This is a genomic window from Chlamydiota bacterium, from assembly GCA_012729785.1.
Taxonomy (GTDB): domain Bacteria; phylum Auribacterota; class Tritonobacteria; order UBA1439; family UBA1439; genus UBA1439.
Map to the genome: position 1 here is coordinate 84,692 of JAAYCL010000027.1, position 18,502 is coordinate 103,193.

Annotated in this window: 17 protein-coding genes and 1 pseudogene; 1 reads left to right on the plus strand and 17 read right to left on the minus strand. The window is 70.2% G+C overall.

What is annotated here, in order from left to right; translation table 11 throughout:
* Positions 1–115: 115 nt before the first annotated feature.
* The 4 genes from GXY35_06690 to GXY35_06705 all read right to left on the minus strand — a co-directional run bounded on the left by GXY35_06690 (position 116) and on the right by GXY35_06705 (position 6,439).
* A complete protein-coding gene (locus GXY35_06690; protein ID NLW94261.1) occupies positions 116–1,714 on the minus strand; it encodes a hypothetical protein in 1,599 nt (532 codons plus the stop codon).
* Positions 1,715–1,870: 156 nt separating this feature from the next.
* On the minus strand, positions 1,871–2,860 hold the full coding sequence (locus GXY35_06695; protein NLW94262.1) for a polyprenyl synthetase family protein: 990 nt from the start codon (positions 2,858–2,860) through the stop codon (positions 1,871–1,873).
* A complete protein-coding gene (locus tag GXY35_06700) occupies positions 2,857–3,840 on the minus strand; it encodes a hypothetical protein (GenBank protein ID NLW94263.1) in 984 nt (327 codons plus the stop codon). Before GXY35_06700 ends, GXY35_06695 begins: the two co-directional genes overlap by 4 nt.
* Positions 3,841–3,955: 115 nt before the next feature.
* The gene (locus GXY35_06705; protein NLW94264.1) at positions 3,956–6,439 is read right to left on the minus strand and encodes a hypothetical protein; all 2,484 of its coding nucleotides are present in this window, start codon (positions 6,437–6,439) and stop codon (positions 3,956–3,958) included.
* 664 nt (positions 6,440–7,103) lie between these two features.
* Between GXY35_06705 and GXY35_06710 the strand changes: the two are divergent.
* Positions 7,104–7,196, plus strand: a pseudogene (locus GXY35_06710) (30S ribosomal protein S5).
* Between the two features lie 315 nt (positions 7,197–7,511).
* Here the strand turns inward: GXY35_06710 and GXY35_06715 are convergent.
* From GXY35_06715 to GXY35_06775, 13 genes are all read right to left on the minus strand, one after another.
* Positions 7,512–8,588, minus strand: coding sequence for a glycosyltransferase family 4 protein (locus GXY35_06715; GenBank protein NLW94265.1), 1,077 nt, complete (start codon positions 8,586–8,588; stop codon positions 7,512–7,514).
* Between the two features lie 183 nt (positions 8,589–8,771).
* Positions 8,772–9,962 (minus strand): glycosyltransferase, encoded by a 1,191-nt coding sequence (locus GXY35_06720; GenBank protein NLW94266.1) that lies wholly within the window; start codon positions 9,960–9,962, stop codon positions 8,772–8,774.
* Positions 9,963–10,148: 186 nt separating this feature from the next.
* Positions 10,149–10,571, minus strand: a complete 423-nt coding sequence (locus GXY35_06725; GenBank protein NLW94267.1) for a hypothetical protein — start codon at positions 10,569–10,571, stop codon at positions 10,149–10,151.
* A gap of 59 nt (positions 10,572–10,630) precedes the next feature.
* Positions 10,631–11,113: a hypothetical protein gene (locus tag GXY35_06730; GenBank protein ID NLW94268.1), complete on the minus strand. Its 483-nt coding sequence runs from the start codon at positions 11,111–11,113 to the stop codon at positions 10,631–10,633.
* Positions 11,110–12,288 (minus strand): ABC transporter ATP-binding protein, encoded by a 1,179-nt coding sequence (locus GXY35_06735; protein ID NLW94269.1) that lies wholly within the window; start codon positions 12,286–12,288, stop codon positions 11,110–11,112. The genes GXY35_06730 and GXY35_06735 overlap by 4 nt, the downstream gene beginning before the upstream one ends.
* Before the next feature lie 122 nt (positions 12,289–12,410).
* Positions 12,411–13,196: an ABC transporter permease gene (locus GXY35_06740; GenBank protein NLW94270.1), complete on the minus strand. Its 786-nt coding sequence runs from the start codon at positions 13,194–13,196 to the stop codon at positions 12,411–12,413.
* Between the two features lie 66 nt (positions 13,197–13,262).
* Entirely contained in the window at positions 13,263–13,559 is a 297-nt protein-coding gene (locus GXY35_06745; protein ID NLW94271.1) for a helix-turn-helix domain-containing protein, read from the minus strand.
* Between the two features lie 2 nt (positions 13,560–13,561).
* Entirely contained in the window at positions 13,562–14,329 is a 768-nt protein-coding gene (locus GXY35_06750; protein NLW94272.1) for a class II aldolase/adducin family protein, read from the minus strand.
* A 47-nt stretch (positions 14,330–14,376) separates the two neighbouring features.
* Positions 14,377–14,925, minus strand: coding sequence for a BMC domain-containing protein (locus GXY35_06755; GenBank protein NLW94273.1), 549 nt, complete (start codon positions 14,923–14,925; stop codon positions 14,377–14,379).
* Between the two features lie 52 nt (positions 14,926–14,977).
* Positions 14,978–16,306 (minus strand): electron transport complex protein RnfC, encoded by a 1,329-nt coding sequence (locus GXY35_06760; GenBank protein NLW94274.1) that lies wholly within the window; start codon positions 16,304–16,306, stop codon positions 14,978–14,980.
* A 116-nt stretch (positions 16,307–16,422) separates the two neighbouring features.
* On the minus strand, positions 16,423–17,853 hold the full coding sequence (locus GXY35_06765) for an aldehyde dehydrogenase EutE (protein ID NLW94275.1): 1,431 nt from the start codon (positions 17,851–17,853) through the stop codon (positions 16,423–16,425).
* 38 nt (positions 17,854–17,891) lie between these two features.
* The gene (locus GXY35_06770) at positions 17,892–18,209 is read right to left on the minus strand and encodes a EutN/CcmL family microcompartment protein (protein NLW94276.1); all 318 of its coding nucleotides are present in this window, start codon (positions 18,207–18,209) and stop codon (positions 17,892–17,894) included.
* A gap of 96 nt (positions 18,210–18,305) precedes the next feature.
* Positions 18,306–18,502, minus strand: a 197-nt coding sequence (locus GXY35_06775; protein ID NLW94277.1) for a BMC domain-containing protein, incomplete at its 5' end; no start/stop codon positions are given.

The following is an 18,502-nucleotide window of genomic DNA, read 5'->3' on the forward strand; positions in this document are numbered from 1 at the left end:
GCCAGGCTGGCAAGAGAAGAGCGTGGAAGTTATGTGCAGGGGGGGAGGCCTGACTGGCAAGGTGTCTTTACGCTTGCCTTCCGCCTACATAGGTGAGACCCCGACTTGCCTTTGTTCAGTCTATGGTCAGGATTTCCTTGTCGACGTTCCCGATATAGACGGGATTGCGTATGTCCGTCGTCTTCACCGGGTCGATGGCGCCGCCCTCGAGGTAATACGTCCCCTTCGGCATCCCCCTGAACTGCGTGTCGAAGATGGGATAGTCGGAGATGGGCGATGCCACGATAGCGACGCCGGGGAAACCGAGATACCCGATCGGGATCTCCGTGAACCCTTTCCCCTGCTCGCAGTAAAGCTCCTGACCGCTCGGCGTAATGAGCCGAACGAACGGTATGCACGGCACGCGGATGGCGGCGACGTCGGCCCTGACCGCGATCCAATCGGTCGTGAAGAAGGCCCTCTTGTTCGGCGTCAGGTCGATCGGGGGGGGCGACGGCAGGGTGCAGGAGTAGACGACCCCCATTCCCTCCGATCCCCCTTCGGTGGCGGTGCCGTAGAGCGTCCCCTTCAGCAGCAGGGGCGTCCCTGAGGGAAGCGATCCGGTCCCCCCGATAAGGCCGTCGAAGCGGTACCGCACCGCATACCCGCCCCCGGCCGCGTCGAGACTGAAGATCGCGCCCGGATCGCCCCCCCCCGCCGCACCGGACCTGGCGAAGACCATCCCGAGCGAGGTCACGGTGCCGTACAGCGTGGTCCCCTGCAGGACAAGGCCCGTGCAGAAGGAGGCATCGCTCGACAGTTTCTCAGTATATTCCCTATTCCCGCGTGAGAAAACGGATTCCTCCTCGAAGGCGTGGAGAATGGTGAAATCGGTTCCGTCCTTGGCGACGGAGAAAACCGCGGACGGGAGAGAGGAGAGGAAGAAGAACTCCTGCGCCGGGACGGTGAAACCGAAGAGGCGGTTCCCGTTTGAGATGAGCCCGCCGCGCGGGTTGGCCGTCTGCATGCCCGAGAAGTCGTACAGGACCCTGTAGTCGCTCCCGTCGTCGGCCATCGAGAAGAGTGAGCCCGCCTCGCGGAGGTATTTGCCTCCCATGGCGGTCGCCCCGTACAGGACACCCTTCTCGAGAAGCAGTTTCCCCACGGGTATCGCGCCGTCGGAAGGAGACCCGGCGAATTCGTGGAGCACGGTATAGGCCGTGCCGTCGGTCTTGATGGAGTAGGCAATCCCTTCGTTATGGGTCCCTCCGGTCTCGACCACGCCGTAGAGCGTGCCGCCGGCCGCCGTGACGGGGCCCGGGAAAGACAGGTCCGCGGCGAAATGGTGAATGATCCTGTATCCGCTGCCGTTGGCTTTGATGGAGTAGATAACGCCGCATCCGTTCTCGCCGCCGTCCTGGGTGGTTCCGTAGAGGACGCCGCCGGCCAGCGCGAGCTCGCTGTTCGGGTACGTTCCGTCGGATGCCGGGCCGAAGGAGTGAAGGATCGAATAGCCGCTTCCGTCGAGGTTCACCGCGTACACGGTGCCCTTGCCCTCCTCTCCGCCGTTGCCGGTGGTCCCGTAGATCCTTTTCCCATCGGATACGACCCCCTCCTCCGGCCATGCGCCGTCCGCGGGGATTCCGGCGAAATTGTGGAGCACCGTGTATGTCTGTGCCGATAAGCCCGCCGCGCAGCAAAGGAAAAACGCCGCCGCTACGATCACCACGCGCATGACGCAACCTCCTTTTGGTGCGGCGCGAAAGCAGGCGAAGATCTCTACCCGTTACGCCGCGGCAATCGTATCACGAGGGTGCAGGCGTGTCAAAGCGTTCGCGGACGCACCCCCTCAGGCGCGGGGAACGGGCGCCAGCGGGCCCGGCGCACGGCGTCATCCCGCTGCGAGGCAGTCGCGGGCGCGGGCGGCGACGAATCCCGCCAGGCCGCGCAGCGCGCGGCGCGCGGGCGAGTCGGGGAGGGGAACGAGAAGGGACGCGGCGTCGCCGAGCGCCTTCTCCGCCTCCCGGACGCTCGTCTCCAGCGCCCCGGAGAGGATGATCTCCCTCCTCGACGAGGCGACATTCCCCTCCCGGAAGCAGAAGGCCAGACGCTCCCGGTGCTCGCCCCGGAGGGTTTCGAGGGCCCGTATGAGCGGGAGGGTCACGCGGCCGCCCGCGATATCCTTGAAGCGGTCCTTGGCGGTGTCGGTCCCCGCGATATCGGCGCAGTCGTCGGCGATCTGGAAGCCGATGCCGAACCCGATGCCGAATTGCCCGAGGCGCTCCGCGAGCGGGGCGGGCGCTCCCGCGGTCAGGGCCCCCAGCCGGCAGCACGCCGCGAAGAGCGAGGCGGTCTTCATCGTGACGGTCTCCCGATACTCCGCCGCACGCATCGAGATGTCGTACCGCCGCCGCAGCTGGCGGAGCTCCCCCTCGCACACCTCCCGCGTCACGCGCACCATCGCCGTCAACAGTTCCGCCCCGCACCTCTCGGAGAGCAGCTCGAAGGCGCGCGCGAGGAGGTAGTCGCCGTAGAGGACCGCCACGCTGTTCCCCCAGGCGGCGTTGAGCGTCGCCGCGCCGCGCCGCACGGCGGCGTCGTCGATGACGTCGTCGTGCGCGAGGGTGGCCAGGTGGATGAGTTCGGCGGAGGCGGCGAACGGGATGCGCGCACCGTCCCCGGCGGCCGGGGCTGCCTGCGCGGCCTCCCCCGAGAGGAGGGCCAGGGCGGGCCGGATCCGCTTCGCGGCGCCCCCGAGACAGCGGCGCGCGAGCTCCCCCAGCCGCTCCGCGGCCGAGTCGAGACGCGCGCGGATGGTCTCCTCGACGCACTCGAGGTCCGCTGAGACCGGGCGGAGGATCTCTCCGAGTGTCGGGTTCATTCGACAAGCTTCAGGGTGGAGTCTGTCTTCATCTTCGTCACGGTGGAGAGGCGCGCCTCCCCCTCGGGGCCGTCGAGGCGCATCGTCATCGTGACGTCCTGTTCCGTCTCGACGCGGAGCTCGGCGGCACACCCTTTGCCGAGGTCGAAGAAGAGCGTCCCGTTCAGACGCTGCCGGAGGCGGTCGAAGACCGTCTTCATCCCGGCCCCCCCGGGCCCGGTCAACGGCAGGGAGACCGCCACATCCTTCGCGTCCATCTCCCCCTGCAGCGCGATCTCCGCGCAGCGCCGTCCCCCTCTGGTCGTCAGCCGCACGAGCGTGTAGCGGATGTCGAGGACGAGCGTGCCGGCGTCCTCCGCCTTCCCCCCCGCCGCCTCGCCGAGGGAGAGGGTGCGCTGCTCGACCCACGAGTTTCCCGCGGCGACGGGCCCGTCGGGCAGGAGGAACTGCCCGTGCTTGAGGAAGGCGTGCAGGTCCATCTGCGGGAGGATCGCCGCGACGCCCCCCGGCCGGGCGACGGAGAGGACCCTGCCGCGTTTGTCCATCGTGAAGGCGGTCGGTCTGGCGAAGAGGGCCTTCAGCCCGTCGAGCCCGGGGGCCTCCTTCGTCACCGTCTCCCCCTGGATGATCCGCGCCCCCTTCGCGTCCGCCTCGATGCGCACCTTGAGCGCGCCGCTTTCGTTCACCGAGCTGAACCGCTCGAAGGAGGTTTCGATCTCGGCCGCGCCCCGGGCGTCCACGTCCTTGACCGTTGTCCGGTAGAGAAGCTCCATCTCCATCCCGATCGGCATCTCCGCCGCATCCGGCCGGCCCGGGAGGCCTGACATCGAGGTCGTGCCGCTCCCCTTCGTGAGGAGGCGGTAGGTGAGCTCCTCCCCCTTCGCGTAGCGGTTCTCGATCACCACCGTCTTCTTCGCGCAGGCCGGCGCGAAGACCGCCAACGCCGCGCATGCCACGCACCACCGCGCCGTCTTGTTCACGCGTCTCCTCCCCGCGGCCCCACGGGCTCCGGGCCGCACACCGGTATGGTACCACATCGCGAGAGGCGGGACGGCTGTCGCGAAACGGTCCCGCGTGCCCGCACACGGGGCGGCATCAGCGCCGCTCGACGGTGACGCAATCCAGACAGATGCCCAGGTCCGCCGGCGCGGCGAACTCGGTCGGACGGCCCCTGCGGACGGGGGATACGAGCTCGAGCACGGCGCGGGTCCCGTGTGCGGGCAGCGCCGAGGCGGGGACCGAGACACGATACTCCCGGAACGAAGGGCCGACCTCGATCGTCGCGATCTCCCGCCCCCCGACGCGGACGCTGACCGGCACCGGGGGAACGCCCCTGCCCGCGGAGGCGCGAAGCGTCACGGCGACGCCGCCGGGTGCGTCCAGGGTCGGGACGGCGAGGGCGGCGTCGCCGTTTGTCCAGCGCGCCCAGCGCCGCACCGGGGCGCCCCCGTCCCGCTCCCATCGCATCAGGGGCCCGTGAAAACCGCGAAGGAGCGCGAAGGCGTCGACGGCGACGTCGATGACCCGGCGCCGGGCCGCCCCGGCGCGTTCCGCGGCGGGGACGACGCGGAAGACCCGCGCGACCGCCTCCACCGGGATCCGCCTCGCCGGGAACCCCCCCACGCGGTACTCGAGGTGGTCCGTCGAGAGGGGGAGGGCGAGGAGCGGCTCGAAGTCGAGGGCGGGGGAGAACGGCGTCCCGCCGCGCGAGATGTAGTAGACGCGGCGGCCCTCCTCGATCCAGCGCCCCATCACCCGCTCCACCCCGCGGCACTTCCGCGGTGTCTGCTCGGAGAGCTGGAGCACGTCGACGCCGTACGCGCAGTCGAGCGGCGCCGCCATCCCGCTCCCCTCGCAGACGTGGATCCCCCCCCGGTCGAGCGCGGCGGCGAGGCGGGCGATGAACTCGGCGGTCCCCGCGTAGTCGACCGGAAGGACGCGGCGCGTGTAGCCGGATCCCATCCGGGCGAGGAGGAGGAGCGCCACGGCGGCCGCCGCGCAGCGCCACCGCCTACCGCGTTCGGCGAGGCGGGCGAGGAGATACGCCGCGAAGAAGACCAGCGCGGGGAAGGCGAGCGGTATGAAGCGCCGGGCGGCCCACAGATACGACGGGAAGACCATCTTCCTGGCGACAAAGAACGCGCAGACAGGGGCGGCGATCAAAAAGAACGCCCCCCGCGCGCCGTCGAGCCCGCCGCGGATGAAGAGGATTGCGCCCGAAAGCGCGAGGACGAGGCCGAGCGGCACGGTCACCCCGCCCGCGGAAACGGGGTAGAGCAGCCAGCCGAGCTCGCGGAGGTTGCGCGCGTCGGGCCCGCCGCCGAGGCGCGGCCGGATATGGTACGCGTAGACCGAGAGGGCGACCAGCGCCGCCGCGAGCGCCCAGCGGACGCCGCTCGAAGCGGCGCGGCGCGCGGGGCGCCGCCGGGCGAAACGCAGCGCGGCGAGGAAGGCGAGGAACCCCCCGCCCGCGGCGACGAGCCGGAGCGGGGCGAGGCCGTGCGAGCGGAGGACCTCCGCCTGGCGCTCGAAATAGGGCCGGCAGACGGTCAGGTTCTGCACCGCGAGGTGCGCGGCCCCGAACGCCAGCGGGACCAGGAACGCGGCCGCCGCGCGGCGGCTCTTGAAGAGGAGCAGGCAGAGGAGGAAGGCGGGGAGGAGGAGGGCCGCGGCGAAGATGGCCAGCAACGCCTCCCCGAAACAGGCGCCCGCAAGGGCGGCCCACGCCGGCCGGTTCTCGTCCAGCGCCCGGGAGAGACAGAGGATCCCGGCCCAGAGGAGAAGCTGGGCCGAGATCTCCGCGGTGGGGAAGCGGACGCACCAGACCTGCGCGGCGCTGCCGGCGAGCAGGACCGCGGCGAGCGCGGCGGCCCTCTTTCCCGCGAGCTCGCGCGCCGCGAGGCCGAAGGCGGCGAGCGCGAGGAGCCCCATCCCGACATTCGTCCAGAGCGAGAGGCGGAGCCCCCCGAGGGCGTGGAGCGCGGCGATCCAGACGGTGTAGAGGTGGTAGAAGTGCGGGGAGACGATCGCGCGGTCGTGGTCGCCGATCGCCATCCCTCCCTCGTACCGCTGCGGGATGAGGTGGGTGAAGTAGAACAGCTCCCGGTCCGCGGGGGGGAGGGAGGCGAGGAGCGGGTCCCGGTACGCGATCCGGCCGGTGCGGGCGAGCCGGGCGCCGGTGTTGATGTAGGTGCCCGGGTCCCAGTTGCCGAGGACGTACTCGTACGGGGGGGAGTAGAGGGCGGCGGCGAAGAGGGCGATGAGGCCGGCCCAGGCGAGCGGCCGGAGGCGCGGAGGCGGGACGCCCCATCCGGCGCGCGGGGCGGCGAGGAACAGGGCGAGGGAGACGAGCGCCTGCGCGGCGAGGAGCGCCTCGAGCGAGAAGAGCGAGAGCTGGGCGAGGAGGAGGCCGATCCACGACGCGGAGAGGACGCTCCCGAGGGCGGCAAGGAAGAGCCACTCGCCGAAATCGCGCGGCAGCGGCCCGCGGCCGCGTTTGGAGGCGAGGCGCAGGAACAGGGCGCCCGGCAGGGCGAGGAGGAGCGGCGCCGCGGCGAGAAGGATCAGGGGGCGAGCCATCGGGTGAGGTGTCCTTTCAGCCGGCGCTCGAGCAGGCCCGGGTCGAACGCCGCCAGGCGGGCGCGCTGCCGGGCGACGACGCCGCGCCGGAGCGGCCCGTCGGCGAGGAGGAGCGCCATCATCTCGGCGATGCGCGGGTAATCCTTCTCGCGGTAGAGGACGCCGCTCCCCCCGAGCGTTTCGGGGACGGCGCCCGCGGCGTAGGCGAGGACCGGGACGTCCGCCGCCATCGCCTCCAGCAGCGGGATGCAGAACCCCTCGTGCTCGCTTGCGCAGAGGAACAGGTCGGCGACGCGGTAGAAGCCGGCGAGCTGGTCGGCGCGGACGTGGTTGGTGAAGAGGACGTTGTCGAGGCCGAGCTCGCGGGCGAGGTTCTTCAGGAGGGCGAGATAGCGCTCGAGCCCCATGTAGGAGCCGACGAGGAGCAGGCGCGCGTCCCGGCCGACGAAGCGGCGGTAGGCGGCGAACGCCTTGAGCAGGTCCTCGAAGCGCTTGTTGGGGACGACCCTGCCGACGAAGAGGATGTTCTTCAGTCCGTCCCGCCAGCGCCGCAGAAACTTCTCGTCGGGGCGTTCGCGTGAGAGCGGATCCCCGACGATGATCGGCATCACCTCGACGTGTCTGAACCCCGCCGCCACGAGCTCCTCGGCGTTGAAGGCGGAGTCGGCGAGGCAGAGGTCGGGGAGGGCGGCGAGCCCGGCGAGCTCCCCGCGGCCGCGGTCGAGGATGCGCTCCCGCTCGTCGTAGAGGGCGTGGAACCAGCGGCCCGGCGTGATGTTGTGGTAGACGAGGACGCGCGGGGCGGGGAGCGCGCGGAAGTAGTCCACCGTCTCGGAGCCGATGGAGAAGTGGAAGAGGGTGAGGTCGCCGGGGCGGGCCTCGGCGCGGTGGGCGGCGAGGTCGCGGGCCCGGCCGCGCATCCTCGGGGAGATGTGGCGCAGGGGGCAGAAGATCTCGGAGCCGTGCCCCCAGGCGCGGAAGATCTTCTGGAGGGCGAGGGCGTGGTTGCTGATCGCATCCCCCTCGACGAACCCGGCGACGATCTGGTGAACGGCCCGACGCGCCATGCGCCTCACCCTTTCTCCAGCCACGGTTCGAGCAGCGTCCGCAGGCGCGCCGCGACCGCCTCGCGCGAAAACGACGCGAGGCGCGGGAGCTGCCGCTCGACGATCGCCGTCTTGAGCGCCGGGTCCGCGAGGATCCTCCCGGCGAGCTCCGCGATCGCGGGGAACCTTTTCTCCTTCACGAGCACCCCCGCCTCCGCGAGCGTCTCGGGCACCGCCGCCGCGGCGTAGGCGATCACCGGGACGCGGAACTGCATCGCCTCCAGCAGCGGGATGCAGAACCCCTCGTGCTCGCTCATCGACAGGAAGACCGAGGCGGTGCGGTAGAGGGCGAACAGCTCGGCGTCGGTGACGTGGTTGAGGAAGACGACGTCGGGGAGGTCGAGGACCGTGACGAGGGAGCGCAGCAGGGCGGTGTACCGGTCCATCCCGGTCATCGCCCCGGCGACGATGAGGCGCGACCGCGGGTCCACGGTGTTGCGGTAGTAGTAGTAGATCTTGATCAGATCCTCCACGCGCTTGTTGGGCACGACCCTCCCGACCGAGAGGAGGTTCGCCGCCCCGTCCCCGAACCGCCGCAGGAAGACCGGGTCGGGGGCGGACGAGAGCTTCGCCGGGTCGGCGACGAGCGGCAGCACGCCGGTGGGGGAGAAGCCGAACTGCTCGAGCTCGCGGCGGTTGAACTCCGAGACGCCGAGGGCGAGGTCGGGGACGCCGGCGAGCGCCCGCATCTCCTCCCGTCCCGCCCTGAGGACGCGCGCCTTCTCCTCGTGGACGCCGTCGAACCAGTCGGCGGGGGTGATGTTGTGGTAGACGAGCACCTTGCGCGTGCGGAGGCGCGCGAAGTAGTCCGAGAGGGGGGAGCCGACGGAGAAGTGGAACAGGGTGATGTTCGACGGGTCGCCGGGGGAGGGGAGGCGGCGGTAGTCCTCGCAGAAGCGCTCGACGGCCGGGTGGACGTGGCGCGGCTCGCAGTAGAGCGTCGAGTCGAGGCCCCAGCCGCGGGCGATCTCCTGGAGGGCGAGGGCGTAGTTGCTGATCGCGTCGCCGCTGCCGAAGCCCGGGAGAAGCTGGTCGAGTCGCATGGTAGCTATTGTGCCACAGAGATCACGGGGGACGCAGAATCTTGTTGCCGCAACGTCAGCGGGAGGCCGCGGACTGCGCCCCCCTGTTGGGGCTTGCCTGGATCCATATCGCTGTCGGGAACGGGATCGATCCTGTTTCGACGCCGGTCCCGACGGCGATCCCGACGGCTGCGACGCCTGCGATTACAGCCCGAAGCGGCCGAACGCCTCCCGATAGCGCCCCAGCGCCGCGTCCCATGAGTAGTCCCGCTCCGCGTAACGTCTCCCCCCCGCGGCGAGGGCCTCGCGCAACCCCGGGCGTTCGAGGAGCAGGTGCACGCACTCCTCGAACTCGTAGTAGTCGCGGAAGGCGAGGCCGCCGTTGGAGCGGGCGCAGTGGCCCTCCGTCACGGCGCAGCGGGCGTTCACGATCCCCGCCGTCCCGGCGAGCCACGCCTCCATCAGCACGATGGAGAGGCTCTCGTTCACCGAGGGCTGGCAGAGGGCGAGGCAGGCGGCGTAGCCGTCGTGCTTGAGCTCCTCGTCGACGTACCCGAGATCCAGGATGCCGCCGGCGCTCTCGGGCGGGATCCGCACCTCGCCGGTGCCGAGGAGGGCGAGGGAGAGCGGCTGCGCGGGGTTATTCTTTTTGAAGACGCGCACGTACTCCACGAGGAGCGGGGTGTTCTTCCCCTCCTCGCGCCGGCCCGCGTAGAGGAGGAACGGGGTCGTGAGGCCGAACCTCTTGCGGAACCGCTCCGGGCGGTAGCGCGGGCGCGCCTCGAACCCCATCCCCGCGACCGCGGCGCGCGCGTCCTCGGTCTCGAAGAGGCGCCGGGCGAGCTCGCGTTCGGGGGGGCTGTTGAAGAGGATTCCGCGCACGCGTGCGAACATCTCGCGGAATATCCCCAAACGCGCGTACGGCTCGTCGTGGAGGCACGGGATCAGGAGCGACTTCTCGGGCGCGACGGCGCTCCCCGCCCAGGTGGTGCCGAACAGGTAGGGGAGGAAGATGAAGCAGTCGAACCGGTCCCGGTTGCCGCCGATGAAGTCGTAGAGCGGGGCGCTGTGGACGCTCCCCCTGATCCAGCACTCCTCCTCGCCGGGCGACACCGCCGCCCCGCGCGAGATGCGTTCCTGGATCGAGGCGAACTCCGCGGCCCGGTCGCGCGCGTCCACGGGGAAGCGGCGGACGGTTACGCCTCCGACCGTCTCCGTCCCGGGGCGGTAGTGGTTGGCCCAGGTGAAATGGTCGCGCGCGCAGGTGGTGAGGACGGTGACCTCGTCCCCGGACGCCGCGAGCCGCTCGGCGACGCCCTGGGCGAGCATCTCGGCGCCGCCGGCCGAGTGCACGCCGTAGCGTGGAACCACGAACGCGATTGTGCGCGCGGGCATGAGGGCCATTCCACCCGGGGGCACACGTACGGGTGCCCCGGGTATCACCGTGGGGTGCGCCCCGCTCGGACGCCCCTGATAGCTTTGAAAACCATTTCCCCCAGGGCACACTTACGTGTGCCCTGGGGCTGTGGAGAACTCCATAACAGTTTCATGGGGAATATGTTATATAATTCCAGTTCGGGCTTATTCGCCTCCGCTCTTCAGTTTCGCGAGCTCGGCGTCCACTTTGCGGTTCAGACTGACGATGGCGTTCACCACCTGGCAGTTGAACTCCTTCTGCTGGGAGAAGAGGCGGAAGGTGTAGAACTTCAGGAGCTTCCAGATCGCCTTCTTGAGCAGGACCGCCGGGGCGCCGAGGATCCCCCCCTTGGAGTAGATCGGGAAGTCGCCGATGTCCAAATCCCAGGTCTGCTGGATGACCTTCAACGAATACTCGAGGAAGTCCGCCTCGCTCTTCACCCCGCTCAGCTCCAGCGCCGCGACGCGCGAGAGGTCGTACCGGTCGTAGACCCCGGCCTCCTTCTTGCGGGCGACGCGGTCCTCGATCTCGCGCTGTATCGCCGCCACGTCCACCCCGTCGGCGCCGATCTGGAACATGCCTGTCATGCTGTCACCTCCCGGGCACGAACAACCCTCCGTCGCGGAGGAACCCCATCCGTTGTGCGTCAAGGGGCGCTCTCGCCCTCGTCGTCCGGCACGCGGACGGTCGCCGTGCCCGTTACGTAACCGGTCCGCGTGCCGTCCGCCCTGAAGGTCGGCGCGGTCGTAAAGTCGATCTCCAACGTGCCGTCCCGGCGCGGCGTGAAGAGGAGCTCCTTGAACATATACATATCGATATCGATTCCGCCGCGCCGTGCGCTCTCCGCGACATCCGAGAGGGTCAGCAGGTCGACCTCCTCGCAGTAGGTCATCAGCTCCTCGTAGTCCCTCGGCCACCTTTCGTTGTCCTCGTGGAACGAACGGCTCACCTCCGAGAGGAGGATGCGGGCCCCCGCGCGCCGCGCCTCGTCCTCGCCGAGCGGCCCGAAGGCGGCCGCACATCCAGACGAGGCGCACAGGGCGCACGCCAGGAGGAGGGCGCCGGGATGCGCGAGGCGCCCCGCCCCGTGCCGGACGCGCCCGCAGGATGCGGAGGCCGGCGATCTCATATCCGCTCCCACCGGCAGGGGATGTCCGCCACCCCCTCGGCCTTGCGGGGAGAGTCGACCCAGAGGCTGAACCGGTTGTCGAGCCGGTGGTAACTCGTCTTGTGGTCGCGGGTGTGGAGGGAGAAGGAGAAGTAGTATCTCCCCCGGAGGAGCGGCAGGGAGGGGAAGGAGAGGCGCAGCGTTCCCTCGCCCTCGATCGCGTCGATCGGGAACGGGTCGATAAGCGTGTTGCTCCCGATGCAGAGCGTCCCGTCGCCCTTGGTCACGGCGAAGCCGAAGACCGGGTCCTCGATCCGCTTCCCGGCGCGCCAGTCGAGCTCCACGACGAGCGGCTCCCCGCTCAGGATGCGCTCGACCGCCCCGCCCTTCCCGTCCGTGAACCGGACGGCGGAGATGACCGCCTCCTTCGTGCCCCACTCCCGCACGACCACCGCCCCCGCCTTCTGGAAGCCGAGGCTCTTGTACTGGTCCACCACCTGTCCCGGCTCGCCGACCCGGACGATCCTCCCCGCGTCGAGGAGGAGGACCGAGTCGCTCACCTCGGTGATGGTGTCGAGGTCGTGCGAGACGATGAGCATTGTCTTCCCCGCGCGCTTGAACTGCGCGATCTTCTCGATGCACTTCTTCCTGAACGTCTCATCCCCCACCGCCATCACCTCGTCGATGAGGAGGATGTCGGGATTCACCTCGACGGCGACGGCGAAGCCGAGGCGGACGTACATCCCGGAGGAGTAGTGCTTCACCGGGATGTCGATGAACTGCTCGAGCTCCGCGAAGCGCACGATCGCGTCGAACCGCTCGGCGATCTCCCTCCTCGTCAAGCCGAGGATCGAGCCGTTCAGGCGGATGTTCTCCGCGCCGGTGAGGTCGGGGTGGAACCCCGCGCCGAGCTCCAGCAGCGAGGAGACGCGCCCGCGCACCTCGACCGTCCCCTCGGTGGGGCGCATCGTGCGGGCGAGGATGCCGAGGAGGGTGCTCTTCCCGGCGCCGTTGGCGCCGATGATGCCGATCGTCGAGCCCGCCTCGGCGGCGAAACTGATCCCCTTCAGCGCCCAGAACTCCTCCCGCCCCTTCTGGCCGCGCAGGAGAGACATGGCGGACGCCTTGAGCGTGTTCCGCCCGGCGTGCTTGAGGGTGAACCGCTTCCCGACGCCGCTGACCTCGATGGATTTCATGATCTGATCCTCGGTGCCGCGGATCTTCACGGATCAACGCCGGCCCTTCGGCTGATCGCCGGAGATCCGTGTCGATCCGCGGCGAAACGAACGGCACTCCGCGGCAAGGCGTATAGTCCCGGTCAAAGCTCGTCGGCGAAGTCGGGCGCGTACCTCCCGAAGACCCGGACCCCCGCCGCGAGGACGAGCAGCGAAACGACGACCGCGGCGGCGGCCGCCGGCGCCCCCGGCCACGGCCCGCCGACGATGACCGCCCGGTACAGCGTGATGAGGCCCGCCATCGGGTTCAGCCCGTAGAGGGCGAGCAGCCAGCGCGGCACCAGGTCGTTTTCCGCGATGAACTCGTACGAGTAGATGACCGGCGACATGAAGAACCAGGCCATCAGGAGCACCCCGACGAGGTGCTCCGTGTCGCGGAAGTAGACGCTCGAGCAGGAGACGAGGAAGGCCAGGCCCAGGCAGAAGACGAGCTGGAGCGCGACGACGAGCGGAAGGAGGGCGAGCCGCGGCCCCCAGGCGAGCCGCCCCGCGAGCAGGGCGAAGACGAACAGGACGAAAAGGGAGAGGAGATAGTTCACGAGGTTCGCGAGGACCGTGGAGAGCGGCAGGATGGCCCGGGGGAAGTAGATCTTCTTCACCAGGTTCGGGTGCCCCGCCACCGCGCTGATCGAGTCGTTGCAGCACATCGTGAGAAACTGCCAGGCGAGGATGCCGGCGAGGAGGTCGGGGAGCGGCATCGGGAACTTCAGGAACCTGATGAAGATCCAGTAGACCAGCATCATGAAGAGGGGGTTGAGGAGCGTCCAGAGGAAGCCGAGGGTCGAGCCCTGGTAGCGGATCTTCAGGTTGCGGGCGACGAGCGTCGCCAGCATCTCCCGCTTGCCGATGATGTCGGTGAAAAGCCCCATGGCGGGCTCCCGGCCTCTCGATGCACGCGCGGCGACACCGCGCCGTTTGGCCCCGGGGGGGGCGTCCTACTCCCAGACGAACTTCTCCCGGGTGCCGGGCTTCGCCGCGGCGGCGCCCCGCGTTCCCCCGCGGAGGCTCCGCCGCGCGGACTCCTCGAGCCACGCGTCGATGACCGACTTCTTGAAGCGGATGGTCGTCCCGATGCGGCTCGCGGGGATGTTGCCGCGCTTGACGTGCCGGTAGACCACCTGCTTGTGCAGGTGCAGGTAGTCGGCGACCTGGTCGATCGTCATCACCTCGGGGAAGCGCGCGGTTTCCGCCGCGGCTTCCGCGGGTGCGGGGTTCTTCGCAATGCCGGCCATCGTCAGAGTTTCTCCCGTAGCGTCCGGTACAGTTCGGCGGAGAGGGCGCTTACCAGCCCGTGTGCGGTGTGCGCCGCCCCGCCGCTCGAGGCGCACAGGCCGCAGCTGTTGCACGGATAGACCTTGCTCTTGAGCCCGAGCTTCTCCCGGAGGGCGAGCAGCTTGTCGATCTCCTCCCGCGGCAGGGGCTTGACGGGGCCGAGCTGGCGCGCGGCGGCGCTCACCTGGGCGCTGTGCTCGACCTTCTCCAGCCGGTCGTAGGCGGTGAAGACGGTGTCGCCGACGGTGATCGTGCCGTGCCGCTCGATGATGAGGGCGTCGCAGTCGCCGATGAGCTCCGCGATCGCGCGGGGCCCCTCATCGGTGCAGGGGGTCGCGTAGGATGCGGTGGGGATGGAGCCGAAGATCATCACGATCTCCGGGAGCACGCACTGCGGGAGCTTCTGCCCCGCGAGGGAGAAGGCGATGGTGACGGGGGGATGGGCGTGCACGACGGCGCCGATGTCGGGGCGCTGCCGGTACGCCTCGAGGTGCAGGTACAGCTCGCCGGTCGGCTTCTTGTCCCCCTGCAGCTTCTTCCCCCCCATATCCGTCACGATAAGGTCGCGCGGGGAGAGGAACCCCTTGTTGATGCCGCTGGGGGTGCTCAGGAGGCGGCCGGAGCCGAGGCGGACGCTCACGTTGCCGTCGCTCCCGGAGATGAAGCCCCGGGCGTACATGCGGCGGCAGACCTCGACGATATCCTGGCGGTATTCGCGTTCCGATTTCATCGGCGGTTCCGGATCCCGTCCCCCCGCCGCGCCCGGGGGCCGCGGCGTCAGAGGATGAAGGCGTTCAGGTCCAGGTGGGGGTTCGGGATCACCACGCGGCGGACGAGCGCCCCCATCTCCTTGATCCGGTCGATGCCGGCCTGGACGGCCGCCTCGACGTCCGCCCAGGCCCCCGTGAGCACGACGAACGATTTTCCCCCGAGCCCGTTGCCGACGCGTATGAGGACGAGCTCGATCGCCGTCTCCTTCGCGGCGGCGTCCGCGGCGACGATGCAGGCGGGGGCGTTGAACGTCTCGATGACGCCCAGCGCCCCGAGGGCGTGGACCGGCGTGGCCGCGATGAGCGCCGGGACGACCTGCGCGTGCACGTTCGGCAGCAGCAGCGTGCCGGTGACCGCGCCGCCGCCCGCCTCGAGGCCCGCGTCGAGGGACCGCTGCACCGCCTCGACGTCCCCCGTGACCAGCACGAGGTACTTGCCGGGACAGATGCCGCGCGAGTCCACCACCGAGACCTCGGCCCTCTTCGCCATCGCGTCCGTGGCGAGGATCCCCGAGGCGATGCTGTTGAACTCGATCAGTCCGATTGCCGGTTCCATACCACCCTTGCGGTCGGCCGCGGCGCGGATGCGCCCCGCGGCGGCCTTGTGCTCACGCCGCGGCGATGACCACGGCGTCCTTGATCTCTTTCACCACGCCGGCGATGCTCGCGTGGTGCCGCGCCCCCAGCGCCCCCTCGGGGATCTCCGCGACGACCTGCCCCTTCCGCACGCGCTGCCCCACCTTCACGCACGGCACCGCCGCCGCGCCGACGTTCTGTTTCAGGGGGATCGACACGCGCGAGGGGGCGAGGCGTTTCGGGCTGAACGGCACCCTCACGTTGTACCTGCCGAGGCCGAGGCGGGCGACGAGGCGGCCGGTGGCGATGCGGGTGGTCTCCCGCGCCGGCCGGGGCGTCGGGGCGGGGGCCTTCCCCCCCGCCGCCCACCCGAGCGCCTTCAGATTCCGCTTGATGTTGCCGTTGATGCGGGCGATCGGGAGGCCCATCGGGCAGATGTAGAGGCCGCAGAGCTCGCACTCGCAGCACAGGTGCGCGGAGGTCGTGCCCGCGCCGGCCGGGAACGGGAGGCCGAAGAGGACCGAGCGCATGACCAGGTGCGGGTACAGCTCGTGCCCGAGCAGGTAGCGGGGGCAGATCATCGTGCAGAGGTCGCACTGGCAGCAAAACTGGCGCGTCACGTGCAGGCTCTTCGTGAACGGGACCGTCCGCCGGCGGACCAGGAGGTGGTCGCGGGGAAGGACCACCACGGCGCCGGTCGTCTTGGTGAGCGGCTGCGAGGCGTCGTAGGAGAGCTTCCCCATCATCGGCCCCCCGAGCATCAGGGCGTACTCCTCGACCGTCGGCCCCCCCGCCGCGTCGATCAGCTCCCCCCAGGCGATCCCGATCGGCGCCTCGAAGGTGGCCGGCGCGCGGACGGCCCCCGCGACCGTGACGTAGCGGGAGACGACCGGCCTCCCCTCCGCGGCGTCGGCGATGTTCTTGAACGTCTCGACGTTGCTGTTCGCCACGCCGACGTCGAGCGGGAGCCCGCCCGCGGGGATCACGCGGCCGGTCGTCTCGTAGACGATGACGAACTCGTCGCCGGCGGGGTAGGCGTTCTCGAGGAAGGCGAGGCGGATGCGGCTCTTCTTGCCGAGGGTTTTCCTGAAGGCGGCGACCGCGTCCCGGTACTTCTCCTTGAGCCCGACGATCCCCTCCCCGGCCCCGGTCGCCTCCATCACGAGCTCCATCCCCCGCACCACGCGCGCCGCCTCGCGCGCCATCAGGTACTGGTCGTTGTGGAGGAGCGGTTCGCACTCGGCGCCGTTGGCGATGACGACGTCGACGCGGGCGTCGATCTTCTTCCAGGTGGGGAACCCGGCGCCCCCGGCGCCCACCACCCCGGCCTGCTTCACCTTGTCGATCAGCGTTGCGGTCATCTCTCCCACTCAGGCCGCGCGATCCGGGTGCGCCGCCGACCGGCGCGGTTCCGCCCTGGCCGGGCCGGGGGTCCGCTATATGCGCGTGTCCGCGCCGATCCGCGGCCCCCCGCGTCTCAGACGATCCGGAAGTAGTCCACGAGCGTGCAGCGCCGCACCCGTGTGAAGTCCTTCGCGGAGGTGAGCCCCTCGCCGGTGGGGCTCGCGATCGTGAACGAGGTGTACCCCTCGCCGCCGAGGCCGAGGCCGCAGCCGTTGGAGCCGTTCTTGACGAAGATCGAGCAGTTGACGAGGCGCGCCATCTTCGACAGCTTCTCGATGTTGCGGGAGAACATCGACGCGGTGTGGCGGTAGCCGTGCTCCATCTCGAGGGCGAGGTCGATCGCCTCGTCCACGTGCCTGGCGCGCGTCATCGGGAAGACCGGCATCAGCTGCTCGGACCAGAGCAGCGGGTGGTCCCGCTCGACGTCCACCAGCACCAGGCGCGTCTCGGCGGGGGCGCTGATGCCGAGCTCCTTCAGGATGACCGCGGCGTCCTTGCCGACCCACTGCTTGTTCACCACGCTCTCGTGCGGCGGGGCGTTGCGCTTCGAGATGACGAGGTTCGTCAGGCGCTCGATGTCGCGCCCGGTCACCTCGTGCGCCCCGTGCGCCTTCATCTCCGCCTTCAGCCGGTCCGCGATCGACTCGACGGCGATGAGCTCCTTCTCGTCCACGCAGATGATGTTGTTGTCGAGGGAGGCGCCCGCGACGATATCCTTGCCGGCCTTGGCGATGTCGGCGGTCTCGTCCACGACCACCGGGGGGTTCCCGGGGCCGGCGCAGATCGCCTTCTTGCCGCTGTTCATCGCGGCCTTGACCACCCCGCCGCCGCCCGTCACCACCACGAGCCGCACCTTCGGGTGCTTCATCATCTCGCCCGCCGTCTCCTGCGTCGGCTCGCCGATGCAGCAGAGCAGGTTGCGCGGGCCTCCGGCCGCGGCGATCGCCTTGTTGAGGAGCCGCACGGTGAAGGCGGAGGTGCCCTTGGCGGTCGGGTGGGGATTGAAGACGACGGAGTTGCCGCCGGCGATCATCCCGATCCCGTTGCAGATGATCGTCTCGGAGGGGTTCGTGCACGGGGTGATGGAGCCGATGACCCCGTACGGGGCGCGCTCGACGAGGGTGAGGCCGTGGTCGCCGGTCCAGGCGATCGGGCGGAGGTCCTCGGTCCCCGGGGTGAGCCGGGCCACGCAGAGGTTCTTCTTGATCTTGTCCTCGTAGCGGCCCAGTTTCGTCTCGTCCACCGCCATCCGGGCGAGCGTCTGGGCGTTCTCCTCGGCGGTGCGGCGGAGCACGGCGATGATCTCGCGGCGCATGTCGAGCGACTGGGCCTCGAGCTCGCGCTGGGACAGCTCGGCGGCCTTGAGGGCGGAGTCGACGTCGGGGAAGACGCCGTCGCCGGGGGAGACGCCCGCCGCCGCGGCCTTCTCGACCGCCCCTTCTTCGGCGAGGCGCCTGATGACGTTGTCGACGATCGCGGCGATCTGCGCTTCGGTGAGGTTCATAGGTCGCTCCGTCTAGTGCGCCCGGACGCGGCGCGGGTTCATCGCTTCGTCGGCGCGCCGTCCGCCTCGGCCTTCCGGTACTGCAGCGTGCCGTCGAGGTCCCACGAGTCGACGATGCCGAGGATCGTCGCGTCCGCGGGCTTTCCCTCCGTGGCCGCCGTGTAGCGGGCGGAGGAGCCCGAGACGTAGAGCACCACCTCGCCCACGCCGGCGCCGACCGAGTCGGCGGCCACGACGAAGACGCCCGTCGGGGCGCCCCGGAGGTCGAGCCGCTCGACGAGGAAGAACTTGAGCCCGCCGAGCTTCTCGTCTTTCTGCGTGGAGACGAGCGTACCCACCACTTTGCCGAGGAGCATTGTGGCCTCCCTGCGAGGGTTCAGGGCCCGGGAAACGGGGAGGGGCGCCGCGGAGGCCGCGGCCGGCCCCTCGTCCGGGGATCCCGGGCCCGCCGGTCAGTCCTTGGCCGCGGAACGGCCGAGCGGCAGGACCGCGTCCACGTTCACGTGCGGCCGCGGGATGATGTGCACGGAGACGAGCTCGCCCACCTTCTCGGCCCCCCGCGCCCCCGCCTCGGTCGCCGCGCGCACCGCCGCCACGTCGCCGCGCACGATCGCCGTCACGTAGCCGCCGCCGATCTTCTCGTAGCTCA

Bases quoted from the DNA above. Each gene is read 5' to 3' on its own strand.
- GXY35_06690 (NLW94261.1), bottom strand. From the start codon at position 1,714: ATGCGCGTGGTGATCGTAGCGGCGGCGTTTTTCCTTTGCTGCGCGGCG.
- GXY35_06695 (NLW94262.1), bottom strand. From the start codon at position 2,860: ATGAACCCGACACTCGGAGAGATCCTCCGCCCGGTCTCAGCGGACCTC.
- GXY35_06705 (NLW94264.1), bottom strand. From the start codon at position 6,439: ATGGCTCGCCCCCTGATCCTTCTCGCCGCGGCGCCGCTCCTCCTCGCC.
- GXY35_06715 (NLW94265.1), bottom strand. From the start codon at position 8,588: ATGCGACTCGACCAGCTTCTCCCGGGCTTCGGCAGCGGCGACGCGATC.
- GXY35_06720 (NLW94266.1), bottom strand. From the start codon at position 9,962: ATGCCCGCGCGCACAATCGCGTTCGTGGTTCCACGCTACGGCGTGCAC.
- GXY35_06725 (NLW94267.1), bottom strand. From the start codon at position 10,571: ATGACAGGCATGTTCCAGATCGGCGCCGACGGGGTGGACGTGGCGGCG.
- GXY35_06730 (NLW94268.1), bottom strand. From the start codon at position 11,113: ATGAGATCGCCGGCCTCCGCATCCTGCGGGCGCGTCCGGCACGGGGCG.
- GXY35_06735 (NLW94269.1), bottom strand. From the start codon at position 12,288: ATGAAATCCATCGAGGTCAGCGGCGTCGGGAAGCGGTTCACCCTCAAG.
- GXY35_06740 (NLW94270.1), bottom strand. From the start codon at position 13,196: ATGGGGCTTTTCACCGACATCATCGGCAAGCGGGAGATGCTGGCGACG.
- GXY35_06745 (NLW94271.1), bottom strand. From the start codon at position 13,559: ATGGCCGGCATTGCGAAGAACCCCGCACCCGCGGAAGCCGCGGCGGAA.
- GXY35_06750 (NLW94272.1), bottom strand. From the start codon at position 14,329: ATGAAATCGGAACGCGAATACCGCCAGGATATCGTCGAGGTCTGCCGC.
- GXY35_06755 (NLW94273.1), bottom strand. From the start codon at position 14,925: ATGGAACCGGCAATCGGACTGATCGAGTTCAACAGCATCGCCTCGGGG.
- GXY35_06760 (NLW94274.1), bottom strand. From the start codon at position 16,306: ATGACCGCAACGCTGATCGACAAGGTGAAGCAGGCCGGGGTGGTGGGC.
- GXY35_06765 (NLW94275.1), bottom strand. From the start codon at position 17,853: ATGAACCTCACCGAAGCGCAGATCGCCGCGATCGTCGACAACGTCATC.
- GXY35_06770 (NLW94276.1), bottom strand. From the start codon at position 18,209: ATGCTCCTCGGCAAAGTGGTGGGTACGCTCGTCTCCACGCAGAAAGAC.